General features: G+C 60.5%; 1 protein-coding gene. It reads right to left on the minus strand.

Features of this window, described 5'->3' with window-relative positions:
- Positions 1-674 (minus strand): immunoglobulin-like domain-containing protein (locus tag ACYCCG_RS26050; protein WP_459672327.1); only part of this gene is annotated, 674 nt, incomplete at both ends.

Raw genomic sequence — 674 nt, forward strand, 5'->3', positions numbered from 1 at the left:
ACAGTAGTGCCGTCGGTCAGCTTGAAGTACAGCTCCGAGTGGTTGTTGATCGGCAGACCGTCTTTGTTGGTCAGCGTGATGGTGTAGGTGATCTCGCCGCCTTCGGTCACCGAAGGGGTGGCGGTCAGCTTGGCTACGACTTCGTCGAGGGTGTCGGTGACTTGAACCGAAGCGGCATCGCCCAGTTCCAGGTTTTCGAAGGTCGCACCAGTGGCGTCCTCCGCCGAATTGATACCCAGGCTGATCTGGCCAGCGTCCTGATAGACGTCATCGCCTTGTGCGTCGTGGGTGTACGGCGCGCTGGTGTCGCCAGCCTTGATGGTGACCTGGGCGTTGTTGCTCAGGGTCACGACCAGGTCGTGGGCCAGCGGCTGGTTGACGTGTACGGTGAACGTCGGTTTGACGTTCTCGGCCACCGAAGTCTGGTCGGCCGTGATGGTGACCTTGACCAGGTCGCCTTCGTTGCCTGGAGTACCTGGCTCGTCGGTGACGGTAGTGCTGACCGAGGTTTTATCCAGCGTCAGCTGTTCGAACTTGCCAACGTCCACGCCTTCAACGGTAGCGATCGACATCACGACAGGGTCGTTGCTACCGACGTAGACGTTATCCGGGGCAGTGACAGTGGCAGTACCCACGGTGCCATTGGCCGGCACGGTGATGACGGTCTTGCCGTC

It is taken from the genome of Pseudomonas sp. VEM90 (genome assembly GCF_054611535.1).